The organism is Sulfuriferula multivorans (genome assembly GCF_003851125.1).
GTDB classification, from domain to species: Bacteria; Pseudomonadota; Gammaproteobacteria; order Burkholderiales; family Sulfuriferulaceae; genus Sulfuriferula; species Sulfuriferula multivorans.
On record NZ_BGOW01000021.1, the window covers coordinates 17545 to 33076 of the forward strand.

Sequence of the window (15532 nt, forward strand, 5' to 3'; positions counted from 1 at the left end):
TTCCGGTATCGTCAGCCGATAAATTCATAACACCAAGGAGATCTACCCATGAGCAATAAAGTCAGAGTCGCATTACTCGGTTTAGGCAGCGTCGGAGAAATTTTCGCGGAAAATTTCCTGGAAAAGATTCAGGAAGAACACGCCAATGTGGAAATTGTCGCGGTTGCCTCGAGAGACCTGGAATCTCCGGTAGCCATGGGTTTCGTGCACAGCAAAATTCCGGTTTTTCGCGATGCGCTGGAAGTCATCGATCTGGGCGAGAAGGTCGATATCATTTTCGATCTGACCGGTAATGCACAATTGCGCAAGGATCTGCGTGCCCGTCTTCAGGAAACCAACAATCGCCATACCGTGATCGCTCCCGAAGTCGTCGCCCACCTGCTGTGGAGCTTTTTCGGTGAGGTCGGCGAACTGCCGCGCAGTTCACAAACAGGCTACTGACGCAACCTCATTTGCCACAAGCCTGGTCTTGTCCAGGCGCGTTTCCCATGTTCAACCGGGATCCTGCCGCGCTGGGTGGTCAATCGTACTGCCACTTCAGTCTGACTATGCCGCGTCAGGTAGAGCCTTCCCATGCCCCGCGCGTATCCTTATCTGCCAGGAAAGCAAAAAGCTGTAATTTTGCTACCATAACAGCGTGCCCCAACATTCAAATGAGGATCATGCTTAAAACACGCCAACGCAAAGCAACCGGAGGTCACCGTGAATAAACGGCGTATCAGTATGCAGGACATGGTTCTGGGCGAACCTTTGCAGTGGGACGTTTACGATACGGCCGGGCATTTGCTGCTCAGCCGCGGTCACGTCATAGATAACAACCATCTGCTTGAATCCCTGGTGGCACGGGGGATGTTTATTGATCTGCCCGACAAGCCAAACGAGGCACCGCAAGCAGCCGCACAGGTTCGGGAACTGCCGTCCGTACTACGCTTTATCAACCTGGCTCACAAACGGCTTGAGGGGCTGCTGTTTGGCTTGCATGCAGAGGCCGATGCGCAGGCCAAGATTCTCGAGGTTGCCAAAACGGTGATCTATGCCACCAATCTGAATCCCGATATTGCCATTGCGTGCATTTTGCTCAACCAGAGCGTGAGCAGCTATGCCGGACGCCATTCGATGGATACTGCTCTGGTGTCCCTGCTGGTTGCCCAGGTAATGAAAAAAAGCCCGGACGAGGTTCGCATCATTGTCGCAGCCGCCCTGACAATGAATATAGGAATGATACGCCAGCATGACCATTTTCAGGACAAGCAAGGGCCCTTGACCGAGAAGGAAATCGAGTTTATCAAAAAGCATCCGGAAGAAGGGGTGCAATTGCTAAAGCAGGCTGGAATCGACCATCCAGACTGGTTAACTTATGTATTGCAGCATCACGAAAACGAGGACGGCAGCGGCTATCCTCACAGCCTGAAAGGCCAGGAAATTTCACAGAACGCCAAGATCATTTCACTGGCTGACCGTTATTGCGCGCGCGTAACCGGCCGCACCTATCGGCAAGCTTTGCTGCCGCCCGCCGCATTGCGCGGATTGTTTGTCGAAGAAAGCAAAACCATAGACACACACCTGGCGCCTTATTTTATCCATGAACTTGGAACCTACCCACCGGGTACCTATGTGCGCCTGCAAAATGGCGAGATCGGTGTGGTCACCCACAAGAGCAAACAGGCATCGGCGCCGGTAGTACATGCGTTGGTCGGGCCACGCGGCGCGCCGCTGGCTTTTCCGATTCAGCGTGATACTGCAAAAGAGCTTTTCGCCATCCGCGAGGCAGTGTACCCGAGTCAGGCGAACGTCCGTTTCAGCATGCAGCATTTATGGGGAAAAGAAGCCAGGCTATGAATCAGCCTGATCCTAGCTAACCAGCAGGGCACCCAGCGTACCCACCACAATTGTCAGCAGCCCCAGGCTCAAGTTAACCCCCACCAGCATGCGTATCTGACCCAGCGCGGCACCGCCGGCCTGCCAATCCTGCGCGGCGACTGCGCGCTTAAGACGTTTGAACGGTGCAAAGAAGACATGCGCGAATAGCATCATCATGATGATTCCCAGGCCGAACATGGCAGATACGTACATGGGTGGCTTGCCAAGCTGCGCCATCATGTAAAGGCCGCTGGCAAGTATGGTGGCGACGCACAGCCACACCCAGGGAAAGAATTTGCCGAATACACCTTCCCACAGCGACAAACGCTGCGGCGGCTCGAGCCGTGCTGCGGCCACAGGACGCAGCGCCATATAGGCAAAAAACATACCGCCGACCCAGATGGTGAAGCCGAGCACGTGCAAAAATTTAGCAAATATCATGGCAGTTCTCCTTGATTAAAAAAACAATCCGCACAGCCTACACACAAGCGGCCGCGTTTGTCAGCTATTCCGGAAATGGTCTGGATTGTGCGGCCAATATGCAGCGCTGCACTGGCGCATAACTTCTACGATGCTCGATGGTGATGCCATGTTGATTCAAGGCCGCCAGATGCTCTTGCGTTGGATAGCCTTTATGGCGGTCAAAACCGTATTCCGGATAAATCTTGTGCAAACGCATCAAGTCGCGGTCACGCGCTGTTTTAGCGAGAATCGACGCAGCTGAAATGGCTGGCTCCGAAGCATCGCCCTTGACGATGGCACGCGCGGGTATCAGTATCTTCGGGCAATGCAGGCCGTCCACCAATACCTCTGCCGGCAGCACCTGCAATGCCTCCACCGCGCGTTTCATGGCCAGGAGCGTGGCCTGCAAAATATTAATTTGGTCAATCTCGGCGGCACTGGCCTGAGCCACCGCCCAGGCCAGTGCATGTTCCTGAATTAGAATTTCAAGCGATTCGCGGCGACGCGCAGAAAGTTTTTTTGAATCGTCGAGGCCGTCGATCGGATGCGCCGGATCAAGAATGACCGCAGCGGCAAACACGGCTCCGGCCAGCGGCCCTCGTCCGGCTTCATCCACGCCGCACACCAGCAAGGTTTTGTTCATCTGTGCTCCAGGTAGGGCAGCACGGCTTCAGCCATGCGCTCGGCGGTATTGCATTTGAGGGCTGCGTGCTGCGCGGCGAACTCGGTTTCCATGGCTTGACACTTATCCCGGTCAGCCAGCAAGTCCAGCACTGCGGCCGCGAGTTTTTCGGGGGTGGCGTTTTCCTGCACAAGTTCAGGCACCACATCGCGATTGGCGAGGATATTGGGCAACCCGACCCAGGGCAGATAGGCCTTGCGGCGCATGAGATAAGCAGTCAGTTTGGGCACGCGATAGGTAATGACCATGGGGCGTTTGAGCAGCGCGGCTTCCAGCGTCGCAGTGCCGGATGCAACCAGTACGACATCCGCCGCCGTCATAGCGTAATCGGCATGGCCGATCATGATACGGACAGGCAGCATGATGTCGTTACTGCCCAGGGCACTCTCAAAGATATTACGGGTTGTGCGGCTCAGCAGCGGCACCAAAAAACAGACTTCCGGATGCTGTGCATGAATCAGGCGTGCGGTGTCCACAAACAGTTGCGCATGATGCGCCAATTCGCCGGCGCGGCTGCCCGGCAACATCGCCACAATCGGCTGCTGGTTAGGGAGTTTAAGAAGTTCGCGCATTTCGTCGCGGTCCGGGTTATCGGGCAGCATATCGGCCAGCGGGTGTCCGACGTAGCTGACCGGGATACCTGCCTTGCGATAAATCGCTTCTTCAAACGGGAACACCACCAACATGTGGGTGACAGCACGTGCAATTTTCTTGATGCGCTCGCCGCGCCATGCCCAAATCGACGGACTCACATAATGCAGCGTGGGAATGCCGCGTGCCTTGAGGCGGGCCTCGAGAGCGAGGTTGAAATCGGGTGCGTCGATGCCGATGAACAAGTCGGGCGGATCGTCCAGCAAAGCGCGCCTGAGTTTGCGCCGGATGCCGAGGATTTCCGGCAGGTGGCGCAACACCTCAACGTAGCCATTCACCGAAAGCTTTTCCATCGGGAACAGGCTGCGTGCCCCCGCCGCAATCATTTTTGGTCCGGCGATACCGACAAATTCGATATCCGGGCGATGCGCCTTCAGGGCGGTGATCAGGTGGCTGCCGAGCAGATCACCAGAGGCTTCGCCCGCGACGATACCAATCCGGGGCGGTCGTGCTGCTGCCGCCATGTCAGCGAATAATGCCGCGATCGGTCTGACCGAGAAAATCCACCAGCAACCGGACTTCCGCAACACCTTGCGCCTGTTCTGCAAGACGCTCTTGTGCCTCGCTGAAAGTCAGCCCCTCTCGATACAAGGTTTTGTAGGCACGCTTGAGCCCGGCCAGCGACTCGGGCGAAAAGCCACGCCGCCGCAGGCCTTCGACATTGATGCCGTACGGTGCGGCAGGCTGTCCCGCGGCCATGATGTAAGGTGGAATATCCTTGAATACCACGCTGGAAATACCCGTCATGACATGGGCGCCAATTTTGCAGAATTGGTGCACGCCGGTAAACCCGCCCAGGATGGCATGATCTCCCACCGTCACATGCCCCGCCAGGGAAGCGTTATTGGCGAAAATCGTATGGTTGCCCACGTGGCAGTCGTGGGCGAGATGGACATAGGCCATGATCCAGTTGTCGTTGCCGACACGCGTCACGCCGGTGTCCTGCGCAGTGCCCAGATTGAAAGTGCAGAATTCGCGTATGGTATTGCGGTCGCCAATTTCCAGCCGGGTCGGCTCTCCCGCATATTTCTTGTCCTGAGGAATTTCTCCCAGGGAGTTGAACTGGAAAATATGATTATCGCGGCCGATAAGGGTGTGCCCGTTAATAATCGTATGCGCGCCCACCGTGGTGCCGTCGCCGATGACCACGTGCTCGCCGATCACGGCGTAGGGACCGATACTGACATGGGCGCCGAGCTGCGCGCCGGGATGAATGATTGCGCTGGGGTGAATCATCTGTTTCAGCGCAGCGTGGCCATCATCTCGGCTTCCGCCACGCGCTGGCCATCCACTTCGGCGTAGGTCGCATATTTCCAGATGCCCTTGAGATTGCGCAGGATTTCCGCATGCAGCATGAGCTGGTCGCCAGGCATTACCGGTTTTTTGAAACGCGCGGCGTCGATACCGGCAAAATACACCACCGCGTCACCATTGGGCGCATCTGCAACCGTCTTGAATGACAGCAGGGCTGCCGCCTGGGCCAGTGCCTCGAGAATCAGCACGCCAGGCATGACCGGATGCTTGGGGAAATGCCCAGGGAAAAATGGCTCGTTCATGCTCACGTTCTTGAGCGCCACGATGCTTTTCCCAGGCTCCAGAGAAATCACCCGGTCCACCAATAGAAACGGGAAACGGTGAGGCAAATATGCCATGATTTCGTTGATGTCCATGCTACTCATGTTGGTTTTTCTCCAGTTCGCCCAGCTTTTTTTCCAACTCGCGGATACGTTTGGCCATGCTGTCGAGATGACGCATCTGCACTGCATTTTTCAGCCATTCGCCATGTTCCGAAAAGGGCAGCGCAGAAGTATAGGTGCCAGGTTGGGTCAGTGATTTGGTAATCAGGGTATTGGTGGAAATATTCACTCCATCGGCGATCTCGATATGCCCAAAAATCATTGCCGCACCGCCGATGGTGCAGTGCGCACCGATTTTGGCACTGCCGGCAATCCCGGTACAGGCAGCTATCGCGGTGTGCGCACCAATGCGTACGTTATGCGCGACCTGAATCTGATTGTCGAGCTTGACGCCCTCCTCGATCACCGTATCGTCGAGCGCGCCACGATCCACCGTGGTATTGGCGCCGATCTCCACATCATTGCCAATGATCACCCGGCCGATCTGCGGTATTTTCAACCAGCGACCACCATCGGGTGCCAGGCCGAAACCATCGGAACCGATCACGCAGCCGGAATGCAAAATAACGCGATCCCCTATCATGCATCCGTGATACACGCTGACATTGGCGTACAGCAGACAGCCCTTACCGATAACACAATCCGCGCCGATCACGCTGCCGGCGCCGATAATGCTGCCGGCGCCGATTTTCGTCCCCTGTTCCACCACCGCATTGGCGCCAATACAGGCGTCATCTGCGATATGCACGGTGGGGTGCACCACCGCCGATGGGTGTACCCCAGGCACGGCTTCAGGCGGTGGATTGAACAGCGCGGAAACACGGGCGAAATACGTGTATGGGTTGTCGGCAATAATGCGTGGCCTGGTACTGGCCTCGGCCGCATCGCGCCCCAGTATGAACGCACCCGCTGCCGATTCAGCCAGCTGGCTGCGGTATTTCAGATTGGCGAGAAAGCTGATCTGGTCGGGCCGGGCACTGCTCAACGTGGCAACCTGGCTAACACGGGTTTGCGCATCTCCAAGCACTTCGCCGCCAAGGCGCCTGACAATTTCTGCCAATGTGTAAGACACGTCCGGCATAAGGCGCCCTTCAGGATTACTTGTCGCTCAGAGCGCGAATAATTTTGTCAGTGATGTCGATTTTCGGGCTGAAATAGACAGCTTCTTCGAGTATGACATCATACTTCTCAGCCTCACCGTAGGCATGAATGGCTTTACGGGCGCGGTCCTGCACCTTGGACAGTTCTTCATTGCGACGTACATTGAGATCTTCGCGAAATTCGCGCAGGGTACGCTGGTAATCGCGGTTCAGGTTGGCCAGATCACGTTCCTTGTTGCGGCGATCCGTGTCGGATTGGATCGCTCCATCCTTCTCCAGCTGAGCCTGCAGATCGCGTGCCTGCTTTGCCATTTTTTGCAATTCGGCTTCGCGCGGGGCAAATTCCTTTTCCAGCTTTTTTTGCGCCTGCAGGGCAATCGGCGCTTCACGGAACACGCGCTCGGTATTCACAAAACCGATCTTGATATCGGCTGACGCTACCCCGGCAGACATCAACCCTGCGCTCAATATAATTGCTGCCAAAACCTTATTCACTGCTCGCTCCTTAAAACACCGTGCCCAAGGTAAACTGGAACACCTGCGTCCTGTCATCCGGCTTGGGATTGAGTGGCTTCGCCAGACTGAACTTGAGTGGTCCGACCGGAGAAATCCAGCTCAATGCAATACCGGTGGAATAACGCATATCCTTGAAACTGAAACTGGAATAACGCCCCAGATAATCATCCGCCCCCCACGTCGAGCCTGCATCAACAAACGCGCTCATGCGCACCGATTTGTCATCCTTCAGGCCGGGCATGGGGAAAAACAACTCCGCATTACCCACCACGCGCTTATTGCCGCCTGCTGCGACTACACCGTTAATCGGGTCGTTCAGCTTAGGCCCCAGCGTGGAGGTATCGTAACCGCGCACCGAGCTCACGCCACCCGCATAGAAATTCTTGAAAAACGGCAGCGGCTTGCCTGAATAGCCATTGCCAAAGCCGATTTCGCCGTTCAGCATCAGGGTAAAATTCTTGCTCAATGGCTTGAACCACTGCTGTTGATAGGACAGCTTGTAATACTCGAGACTGCCGGGCGGTATACCAACCTCGCCGTAGACCCGCTGCAACATACCTTCGGTCGGGTACGTCAAACTGTCGCGACTGTCGCGCGCCCATCCCAGATCAGCGCGCACTGTATCGTTGCTGCTGCCAAACTGCTTGACGAAATCCTGGTACTGCTTGGGGCTGTTGGTATCCACCGTCAGGTCGAAGCGCTCGTATGCCAGCCCCAGGTTGATACTGTCTTTTTCGTTCAGCGGAATGCCCAACCTCACCCCCACGCCCTTGGTGGAATTCTGATAAGTGGCCACGCTGCTGAGCGAGGTGGTGTTGATGTCGCGCCGGTACAGGTCATAACCCAGGCTTAAGCCATCCGGAGTGAAGTAGGGATTGGTATAGGAAACCGAGTAAACCTTGTTGATCTTGCCGCTGTTGACCTGCAGGGATAATTGGTTACCGGTACCGAACAGGTTGTTTTGCGCGATCGAACCCGACAGGATCAGGCCTTCCGAGGACGAGAAACCTGCCCCGACCATGATGCTGCCAGTCGCTTTTTCCGTCACGCCCAGATCAATATCGACTTGATCCGTGGTGCCCGCCACCGCAGGTGTGGTGAGGTTGACATCGTTAAAATAGCCAAGCCGTTCTACTCGTTCGCGCGAGCGCTTGATTTTATCGGCTGCATACCAGGCGCCTTCCATCTGGCGGAATTCGCGCCGTACCACTTCGTCCTTGGTACGGGTATTGCCGGTGACGTTGATGCGATTGATGTACACGCGCCGGCCGCTGTCCACGTAGAAAGTGAATGCGACCTGATGTTTCTCTTTATCCACATCGGGCACTGCATTGACGTTGGCAAATGCATACCCGTCATTCCCCAGCCGATCGCCAATTTTTTTCGCAGTTTCGGTGAGTTTTTCGCGCGAAAATACTTCGCCTGGTTTCACTGCAATCAGCTTTTCCAGTTCTGCCGGGGGAACGACAGTCTCTCCCGTCAGCTTGACGCTGGATACGGTGTATTTTTCACCCTCGGTGATATTGATGGTGATGTAAATGTCCTTCTTGTCCGGTGTGATCGACACCTGGGTGGAATCCACATTGAATTCCAGGTAGCCACGATTCAGGTAAAACGACTTGAGCTTTTCCAGGTCGGCTGCCAGTTTCTGCTTGGAGTATTGATCGTTCTTGGTATACCAGCTAAACCATCCGGGGGTTTTTTCGCTCAGCTCATCCAGCAGCTGTTTTTCCTTGAATGCATGGTTGCCAACAATATTGATCTGCCTGATTTTGGCGGCCTCGCCATCCTGGATATTGAAAGTGATCGATACCCGGTTGCGCTCCTGCGGTGTGACCGTCGTCTCGATTTGTACCGCGTATTTACCTTTGCTGAAATACAGCCGTTTTATTTCCTGTACGGCACGATCCAGTATCGATTTATCGAAAATGCGGCCTTCCGTCAGGCCCGCCTGCTTCAAGCCGGTAGTGAGCTGCTCCTTGGAAAATTCCTTGTTGCCGATCAGCTCAACTTTGGAAATGGCCGGACGCTCCTCCACCACCACAATCAATACATTGCCCTGCTGTTCCAGCCGCACATCCTTGAAAAAACCGGTGGCAAATAGTGCCTTGATCGCGGCCGAAGCCTTTTCGTCATCCATCGTATCGCCGACTTTCACCGGCAAATAACTGAATACCGTACCCGCTTCGGTGCGCTGTATTCCTTCAACGCGGATATCCTTCACTACAAAATTATCCATTGCGTGGGCGGATACCGCCCACAGACTTGTAAGGAGTGCAGCCACAAGTTTGATTTGCATTAGGGTCAGCCTGTAAACAAACGGGAAATATCGTTATAAAAGGCAAAAATCATGAGGGTGAGCAACAGCGCCATGCCAATTTGCTGGCCGATTTCCATTACGCGCTCGGAGACCGGACTGCCTTTGATAAGCTCCGCGATATGATACATCAAATGCCCCCCATCCAATAACGGGATGGGCAACAGATTGAGCACACCCAGACTGATACTCACCAGCGCCAGGAAAGTCACAAATGCGGCCGGGCCGGTGCGTGCCGACTGTCCCGCATAATCGGCAATGGTAATGGGGCCGGACAGGTTGCGCCATGATACCTCGCCAGTCACCATGCGTCCCATCATCTGCAAGCTGAACACAGCCGTATCCCAGGTTTTGGCAAACGCCTTGGTGAATGCTGTCGCTACGCCATAGCGCGTTTTGGTTAGCATGGAATCAAATACTGCAGGGTCCACCTTGGGACCAATGCCTACCTTGCCCACCGCCACACCGGCTTCATCCGCGCGTTGTGGCACCAGCCGGATGTCGACCAGACCTGCCGGACTGGCGCGTTCCACCTGCAAGGTGACCGCTTTACCGGGCCGATCACGTATCGATTTAACCAGGTCCGACCACTCGTTGATCTTCATCCCATCCATTGCCAAAATGCGGTCGCCCACCCGCAACCCGGCACGCGCGCCCACGCTATCGGGCAACACCTGCCCAATCACCGCAGGAAGCGCCGGTTCAAACAAGCGGATGCCCAGTTTGGCTGCAATATCGGATTCGCCATCCACCGACACGCCAGCAGCATCCAGCATGCGTGTACCACCGCCCTGCAAAGCGATGCTGAGTGGTTGTTGTGTAGGCAGTTCACGCAGTAGCGCCCATTGCAGATCGGCCCAGCTGGCCACCGGCTCTCCATCGATTGCGCTGATCTCGTCGCCGCTATCGAGTCCGGCACGCGCTGCAGCGCTCGCCGCAGGCGGTTGGGCAATGACCGGCTTGAGGCCAGGCACGCCATGCATGAATAAGCCCCAATACAGCAGCACCGCCAGCAGCAGGTTGGCAAGTGGTCCGGCGACCAGGATCAACATGCGCGCGCCCACGCTTTGCAGGTTAAAGCTGCGATGCCGATCAGCTTCCGGCACGGGGCCTTCGCGTTCATCCAGCATCTTTACATATCCGCCCAGCGGGAAGCCGGCAATGGCCCATTCGGTGCGGTCTTTTCCCCAACGCCGCGACAGCAATGGCTTGCCGAAGCCAACCGAGAATCGCAACACTTTCACGCCTACCAGACGCGCCGCTGTATAGTGGCCGAATTCATGCACGACAATAAGAATTCCCAGTGCCACCGCAAAGGCAAGCAAGGTCGTTAACAGTGTCATGATCTACGCTCGCGCCCGTTGTGTTTCGAGGAAAGAATCCGCATCGGCACGCGCCTGCAGATCGGCCTGCACCAAATCATCCATGCTGCCCGGTTCTCCGCCTGGTGCACGCGACAATGCATATTCAATCGCGGCGGGTATGGTCAAATAGGATGCATGCCCGGCCAAAAATGCTGCCACCGCAGATTCATTGGCGGCATTCAATACGGCGGGCAACATGCCGCCACTGGCCAGCGCGTCAAAGGCCAGTTTAAGACAGGGGAAGCGCGCATAGTCCGGGGGTTCAAACGTGAGCCCGCGTCCAAACAAATCAAGCGCCGATACTCCAGCGTCGATACGCTCTGGAAAACCCAGCGCGTAGGCAATAGGAGTGCGCATGTCGGGGTTGCCGAGCTGGGCGATGACCGAGCCATCCAGATAATCGACCATTGAATGAATCACGCTTTGCGGGTGGATGACCACCTGGATCTGTGAAGGCGTGGCGTTGAACAGCCAGTGCGCCTCGATCACCTCCAGACCCTTGTTCATCATGGTGGCGGAATCCACCGAAATCTTTTTGCCCATTACCCAGTTGGGATGCGCACAGGCCTGCGCCGGCGTGACGTGCGCCAACTCATTGAGCGGCGTGGTACGGAACGGACCGCCCGAAGCGGTGAGCAGAATACGGCGCACCCCGCACGCTGCAAGATCGCCGCAAAAATGACGCGGCAACGACTGGAAAATCGCGTTGTGCTCGCTGTCGATCGGTATCAATTCCGCGCCGCCCGCAGCCACTGCCTGCATGAACAGGCTGCCGGCCATGACCAGGGTTTCCTTGTTGGCAAGCAGGATGCGCTTGCCGGCTTTGGCTGCTGCCAGCGCCGGACGCAGACCTGCGGCGCCGACGATCGCCGCCATCACCATATCCACTTCGGGTAACGCGGCAATCTGCTCCAGTGCGGCTATGCCCCATAACACTTCGGTCGCACTACCCATTGCTTTGAGTATTTCGCGCAGACGTGCGGCGCTGGCCGCATCCAGCACCACGGCATAGCGCGGAGAGTGCACCCGGCACTGCTCGGCAAGCTTGTCCAACTGGTGATTGCCGGACAGCGCCACCACATTGAAACGATCCGGGTGACGCGCAACCACGTCCAGGGTGTTGACCCCGATCGTGCCGGTCGCGCCGAGTATGGTGAGATGACGTACGCTCATAGCAGCGCCCGTGTCAGTAACTGACCGTGCAACAGCATCAGCGCCGATACCGGCAAAGCGGAGGTCAGCGCATCGATACGGTCCAGCATGCCGCCATGCCCGGGCAGCAAGTTGCCACTGTCCTTGGCGCCGGCCAGACGCTTGATCCAGGACTCGAACAGATCGCCCAGTACGCTCAAATAAAATACCAGCCAGACAAATAACACCGATGGCAACAACCACCCCGCAGGTGATTGCACCCGTCCCCATGCAGCCGCCACACCCAGGACAATCAAGGTATAAACCGTCACCGCCAACCACGCGCCGACAGCACCCTCCCAGGTTTTTCCGGGACTGATTTGCGCTGCCAGTTTGTGCCGACCGAAACGCTTGCCAGTGAAATAAGCTGCGCTATCGGCAATCCACACAACACCCATTAGCAATAACAAGCCGAGAGCGCTGTAGGCACGCAAATCCAGCAATGCCAGCCACAACGGCAACAGCACCAGCCAGCCGCTCAATACGCGCAATAAAGGCTGCTGCAGCCGCCAGCCGAATGCCAGCCAAAGGGGGGCGACGGCCAGCCAGAATGCCGTTGCTGCCAGATAAATCTGCGCATGGTAGGGCCCGCCCCATCCATAAATCAGCACCGCCATCGCGACACTGCTCAGTGCGTAGCCATTTGCAGTGAACGCAGAAAATCCGGACAGGCGTGCCCATTCGCGCGCCCCGAATATCAACGGCACTGCCATCACAAGTGCCCACCAGGATTGTGGCAACAGAAACAGGCATGCCAGAAAACCCGCCAGCAAGGTCAGGGCTGTTGCCCAGCGCTTACTTAGCATGCTCGACCAACTGTTCGCTGGTGCGGCCAAAACGGCGTTCGCGGTTACTGTAGGAAGCAATAGCCTGATCCAGTGCTGCGGCATCGAAATCCGGCCACAACGTTGGGGTGAAATACAACTCGGAGTAAGCCAGTTGCCATAGCAGGAAATTGCTGATGCGTTGCTCGCCGCCGGTGCGGATAAACAGATCCGGCTCGGGCGCGTAGTGCATGGCCAGGTGCGGTGCAAGATCCGCTTCGGAAATGGGCTTGCCTGCCAGTTCGGGATGTTTTTCCAGCATCGCATTCATTGCCTGGATGATGTCCCAGCGCCCCCCATAATTGGCCGCAATGGTCAGGGTGAGGCGGGTGTTGTTGCAAGTGAGGTGTTCGGATTCGCGGATGAGCTTGACCAGCTTGGGACCAAAGCGTGCAAGGTCGCCCACTACGCGCAGACGTGCGCCATTCTTGTGCAGCTTGGTGATTTCCCGTTCCAGCGCCAGGGCGAACAAATCCATGAGCATGGACACCTCTTCCTGCGGACGGCGCCAGTTTTCCGAGCTGAATGCAAACAGGGTAAGGTATTCCACGCCGCGGTCGCCACACGCCTTGATCACGTCGCGCACGGTTTCCACACCGCGCTTGTGCCCGGCGATGCGTGGCAGGAAACGCTTTTTCGCCCAACGTCCATTGCCGTCCATAATGATGGCAATGTGCCGCGGTACCGCAGGTGCCTGCGGAATGTCCTTGGTCGAACTGGTAAAAATACCCACTGAGTTTAAGGCCTAGACCGCCATCAGGTCGGCTTCTTTGGCGACCAGCGCCTTGTCGATCTCGGCAATATATTTGTCGGTGAGTTTCTGGATATCTTCCTGCGCGCGACGCTCATCGTCCTCGCTGATAGCCTTGTCCTTGAGAAGATCCTTGAGTTGGGCATTGGCGTCACGGCGCACATTGCGCATTGCCACCTTGGCGTTTTCGCCTTCGGTTTTCACCAGCTTGATCAAGTCACGGCGACGCTCTTCAGTGAGCGCAGGCATCGGCACGCGGATCAGATTGCCCTGGCTGGATGGGTTCAACCCCAGGTCGGCATCACGGATTGCCTTCTCCACCGCACCGACCATCTTGCCTTCCCACGGCTGCACGGCAATGGTGCGCGCATCCATCAGGGTAATATTGGAAACCTGGTTGATTGCGGTCGGGTTGCCATAGTAATCCACCATGACATGGTCAAGTATGCCGGTATGCGCGCGGCCGGTACGCACCTTGCCCAGATCGGTCTTGAGCGATTCCAGGCTCTTGACCATTTTTTGTTCAGCGTTTTTTTTGACGTCTGCAATCATGAATAACTCCTGTTAACACTGCGCCAGAACCAGCGTACCTTCGTCTTCCCCCGTCACAAAACGCGCCAGCGCACCGGTTTTGAAAATACTCAATACTGCCAGCGGCATATTCTGGTCACGGCACAGGGTGAACGCAGTGGCATCCATTACCTTCAGGTCTTTCTGGATCGCCTCGTCAAAACTCAGCCGCTGATAGCGTGCGGCAGTCGGATCCTTTTTCGGGTCAGCGCTATATACGCCATCGACCTTGGTGGCTTTGACCACGATATCCGCGTTCATTTCCATGCCGCGCAAGGCTGCGGCAGTATCGGTGGTGAAAAACGGGTTGCCGGTGCCGGCACCGAAAATCACTACCGTGCCTTCTTCCAGATAACGCAGTGCCTTGCCGCGAATATAAGGCTCGGCCACTTGCTCGATGTTGAGCGCTGATTGCACCCGGCTGGGCACACCCACGCGCCGGAACGCATCCTGCAATGCCAGCGCGTTCATCACCGTGGCCAGCATCCCCATATAGTCGGCTGTCGCACGATCCATGCCCGCGGCACCCGGCGCCACACCGCGAAAAATATTTCCGCCGCCGATCACCACTGCCACCTGCACGCCCATATCCACCACCGATTTGACCTCTCCCACAATGCGGGCAATGGTGTCACGGTTGATGCCATAGCTGTCGTCACCCATCAGGGCTTCGCCCGACAGCTTCAGCAGAATGCGCTTGTACACCGGGGCGCTCATGGCGTTAAACCTTGGCGGCTGCGGCCACTTCAGCAGCGTAGTCCACCACTTTTTTCTCGATGCCTTCACCCACTACAAACATGGTAAAACCGTTCACCTTGGCCTTTTTCTCGGCCAGCAGCTTTTCCACGGTCTGATCGGGATTTTTCACGAACGGCTGACCCAGCAGGGTCACTTCGGCCAGATACTTGCTGATACGGCCCTCCACCATTTTAGAAACGATATCGGCGGGCTTGCCTGAGTCGGCTGCCTGCGCAGTGTAGATTTCGCGCTCTTTTTCCAGCAAGTCGGCGGACACCTGATCTTTGGACACGCAAATCGGCTTGCTCGCAGCGATGTGCATGGCTATATCTTTACCCAATGTTTCATCACCATCCAGATCCACCATTACGCCGATTCTGGAACCATGCAGGTAAACAGCCAAACGACCTGCCGTAGCGTAGTATGCGGCGCGGCGAATGCTGAGATTTTCGCCCAGTTTCATGATCAGGGCCTGACGCGCTTCCTGGACGCTGCCACCGGCAGGCAAGGACATCTCGGACAGTGCGGCCGCATCGGTAATGCCGCTTTGCGCCGCCAGTTGTGCAACAGCCGTAGCAAATGCCAGAAAATCCTCGTTTTTGGCGACGAAATCGGTTTCACAATTGATCTCTACCAGCGCACCGGTTTTTCCATCAGCGCTGACAAAAGAACCGATCACACCCTCCGCCGCTATCCTTCCCGCGGCCTTGCTGGCCTTGGCACCGCTCTTGATGCGCAGCAGATCTTCGGCAGCACTCATATCGCCATCGGTTTCAGTCAATGCTTTTTTGCATTCCATCATGCCTAAACCGGTGCGCTCACGCAGTTCCTTGACCATGCTTGCAGTAATTTCAGCCATGCCTTACTCC

At 56.5% G+C, this 15532-nt stretch carries 17 protein-coding genes; 2 read left to right on the top strand and 15 right to left on the bottom strand.

What is annotated here, in order from left to right; translation table 11 throughout:
* Positions 1 to 48: 48 nt before the first annotated feature.
* Together EI185_RS11805 and EI185_RS11810 are read left to right on the top strand one after the other, a co-directional pair.
* Positions 49 to 441, top strand: coding sequence for a Gfo/Idh/MocA family oxidoreductase (locus EI185_RS11805; protein ID WP_124705363.1), 393 nt, complete (start codon positions 49 to 51; stop codon positions 439 to 441).
* Between the two features lie 261 nt (positions 442 to 702).
* The gene (locus EI185_RS11810) at positions 703 to 1839 is read left to right on the top strand and encodes an HD-GYP domain-containing protein (RefSeq protein ID WP_124705364.1); all 1137 of its coding nucleotides are present in this window, start codon (positions 703 to 705) and stop codon (positions 1837 to 1839) included.
* 12 nt (positions 1840 to 1851) lie between these two features.
* On the opposite strand, the gene EI185_RS11815 is transcribed toward EI185_RS11810, so the two are convergent.
* The 15 genes from EI185_RS11815 to tsf form a co-directional block, all read right to left on the bottom strand.
* A complete protein-coding gene (locus EI185_RS11815) occupies positions 1852 to 2301 on the bottom strand; it encodes a CopD family protein (protein WP_124705365.1) in 450 nt (149 codons plus the stop codon).
* A 64-nt stretch (positions 2302 to 2365) separates the two neighbouring features.
* Positions 2366 to 2965, bottom strand: coding sequence for a ribonuclease HII (gene rnhB, locus EI185_RS11820; RefSeq protein WP_189836387.1), 600 nt, complete (start codon positions 2963 to 2965; stop codon positions 2366 to 2368).
* Complete coding sequence (gene lpxB / locus EI185_RS11825) at positions 2962 to 4119, bottom strand: lipid-A-disaccharide synthase (RefSeq protein ID WP_124705366.1); 1158 nt, start codon at positions 4117 to 4119, stop codon at positions 2962 to 2964. The genes rnhB and lpxB overlap by 4 nt, the downstream gene beginning before the upstream one ends.
* A 1-nt stretch (position 4120) precedes the next feature.
* Positions 4121 to 4891, bottom strand: coding sequence for an acyl-ACP--UDP-N-acetylglucosamine O-acyltransferase (lpxA, locus tag EI185_RS11830; protein ID WP_124705367.1), 771 nt, complete (start codon positions 4889 to 4891; stop codon positions 4121 to 4123).
* Between the two features lie 5 nt (positions 4892 to 4896).
* The gene (gene fabZ / locus EI185_RS11835) at positions 4897 to 5325 is read right to left on the bottom strand and encodes a 3-hydroxyacyl-ACP dehydratase FabZ (RefSeq protein ID WP_124705427.1); all 429 of its coding nucleotides are present in this window, start codon (positions 5323 to 5325) and stop codon (positions 4897 to 4899) included.
* Position 5326: 1 nt separating this feature from the next.
* Positions 5327 to 6364 (bottom strand): UDP-3-O-(3-hydroxymyristoyl)glucosamine N-acyltransferase, encoded by a 1038-nt coding sequence (gene lpxD / locus EI185_RS11840; protein ID WP_189836388.1) that lies wholly within the window; start codon positions 6362 to 6364, stop codon positions 5327 to 5329.
* Between the two features lie 25 nt (positions 6365 to 6389).
* Complete coding sequence (locus tag EI185_RS11845) at positions 6390 to 6887, bottom strand: OmpH/Skp family outer membrane protein (RefSeq protein WP_370685767.1); 498 nt, start codon at positions 6885 to 6887, stop codon at positions 6390 to 6392.
* 10 nt (positions 6888 to 6897) lie between these two features.
* Entirely contained in the window at positions 6898 to 9207 is a 2310-nt protein-coding gene (gene bamA / locus EI185_RS11850) for an outer membrane protein assembly factor BamA (protein ID WP_124705369.1), read from the bottom strand.
* A gap of 5 nt (positions 9208 to 9212) precedes the next feature.
* Positions 9213 to 10568, bottom strand: a complete 1356-nt coding sequence (rseP, locus tag EI185_RS11855) for an RIP metalloprotease RseP (protein ID WP_124705370.1) — start codon at positions 10566 to 10568, stop codon at positions 9213 to 9215.
* Positions 10569 to 10571: 3 nt separating this feature from the next.
* Positions 10572 to 11762: a 1-deoxy-D-xylulose-5-phosphate reductoisomerase gene (ispC, locus tag EI185_RS11860; protein WP_124705371.1), complete on the bottom strand. Its 1191-nt coding sequence runs from the start codon at positions 11760 to 11762 to the stop codon at positions 10572 to 10574.
* Complete coding sequence (locus EI185_RS11865) at positions 11759 to 12586, bottom strand: phosphatidate cytidylyltransferase (RefSeq protein WP_124705372.1); 828 nt, start codon at positions 12584 to 12586, stop codon at positions 11759 to 11761. The genes ispC and EI185_RS11865 overlap by 4 nt, the downstream gene beginning before the upstream one ends.
* Positions 12576 to 13337 carry a polyprenyl diphosphate synthase gene (gene uppS, locus EI185_RS11870; protein WP_124705373.1) on the bottom strand — a complete coding sequence of 254 codons (762 nt, stop codon included), beginning with the start codon at positions 13335 to 13337 and terminating at the stop codon, positions 12576 to 12578. Before uppS ends, EI185_RS11865 begins: the two co-directional genes overlap by 11 nt.
* 12 nt (positions 13338 to 13349) lie before the next feature.
* On the bottom strand, positions 13350 to 13907 hold the full coding sequence (gene frr, locus EI185_RS11875) for a ribosome recycling factor (RefSeq protein ID WP_124705374.1): 558 nt from the start codon (positions 13905 to 13907) through the stop codon (positions 13350 to 13352).
* A gap of 12 nt (positions 13908 to 13919) precedes the next feature.
* Positions 13920 to 14642, bottom strand: a complete 723-nt coding sequence (gene pyrH / locus EI185_RS11880; protein WP_124705375.1) for a UMP kinase — start codon at positions 14640 to 14642, stop codon at positions 13920 to 13922.
* Positions 14643 to 14646: 4 nt separating this feature from the next.
* Positions 14647 to 15522, bottom strand: a complete 876-nt coding sequence (gene tsf, locus EI185_RS11885; protein WP_124705376.1) for a translation elongation factor Ts — start codon at positions 15520 to 15522, stop codon at positions 14647 to 14649.
* Between the last annotated feature and the right edge of the window lie 10 nt (positions 15523 to 15532).

Coding starts and splice junctions, on each gene's coding strand:
- bamA (WP_124705369.1), bottom strand. CDS start 9,207: ATGCAAATCAAACTTGTGGCTGCACTCCTTACAAGTCTGTGGGCGGTA.
- frr (WP_124705374.1), bottom strand. CDS start 13,907: ATGATTGCAGACGTCAAAAAAAACGCTGAACAAAAAATGGTCAAGAGC.
- ispC (WP_124705371.1), bottom strand. CDS start 11,762: ATGAGCGTACGTCATCTCACCATACTCGGCGCGACCGGCACGATCGGG.
- pyrH (WP_124705375.1), bottom strand. CDS start 14,642: ATGAGCGCCCCGGTGTACAAGCGCATTCTGCTGAAGCTGTCGGGCGAA.
- rseP (WP_124705370.1), bottom strand. CDS start 10,568: ATGACACTGTTAACGACCTTGCTTGCCTTTGCGGTGGCACTGGGAATT.
- lpxB (WP_124705366.1), bottom strand. CDS start 4,119: ATGGCGGCAGCAGCACGACCGCCCCGGATTGGTATCGTCGCGGGCGAA.
- EI185_RS11865 (WP_124705372.1), bottom strand. CDS start 12,586: ATGCTAAGTAAGCGCTGGGCAACAGCCCTGACCTTGCTGGCGGGTTTT.
- rnhB (WP_189836387.1), bottom strand. CDS start 2,965: ATGAACAAAACCTTGCTGGTGTGCGGCGTGGATGAAGCCGGACGAGGG.
- lpxA (WP_124705367.1), bottom strand. CDS start 4,891: ATGATTCACCCCAGCGCAATCATTCATCCCGGCGCGCAGCTCGGCGCC.
- EI185_RS11815 (WP_124705365.1), bottom strand. CDS start 2,301: ATGATATTTGCTAAATTTTTGCACGTGCTCGGCTTCACCATCTGGGTC.
- fabZ (WP_124705427.1), bottom strand. CDS start 5,325: ATGGACATCAACGAAATCATGGCATATTTGCCTCACCGTTTCCCGTTT.
- EI185_RS11805 (WP_124705363.1), top strand. CDS start 49: ATGAGCAATAAAGTCAGAGTCGCATTACTCGGTTTAGGCAGCGTCGGA.
- tsf (WP_124705376.1), bottom strand. CDS start 15,522: ATGGCTGAAATTACTGCAAGCATGGTCAAGGAACTGCGTGAGCGCACC.